1 protein-coding gene is annotated in these 275 nt (G+C 50.5%); it reads left to right on the forward strand.

What is annotated here, in order from left to right; all coding sequences use genetic code 11:
* Positions 1 to 32 precede the first annotated feature (32 nt).
* Positions 33 to 275: IS5/IS1182 family transposase (locus tag L2I46_RS29445; RefSeq protein WP_049005674.1), on the forward strand; the 243-nt coding region annotated here is incomplete at its 3' end.

Raw genomic sequence — 275 nt, forward strand, 5'->3', positions numbered from 1 at the left:
GGCTTTGTTGAATAAATCGAACTTTTGCTGAGTTGAAGGATCAGATCACGCATCCTCCCGACAACACAGACCATTCCGTGGCAAAGCAAAAGTTCAGAATCACCAACTGGTCCACCTACAACAAAGCTCTCATCAACCGTGGCTCCCTCACTTTCTGGCTGGATGATGAGGCGATTCAGGCCTGGTATGAGTCGGCAACGCCTTCATCACGAGGAAGGCCCCAGCGCTATTCTGATCTCGCCATCACCACCGTTCTGGTGATTAAACGCGTATTC

This window comes from Klebsiella sp. 2019SCSN059 (assembly GCF_021739525.1).
GTDB classification, from domain to species: Bacteria; Pseudomonadota; Gammaproteobacteria; order Enterobacterales; family Enterobacteriaceae; genus Klebsiella; species Klebsiella quasipneumoniae.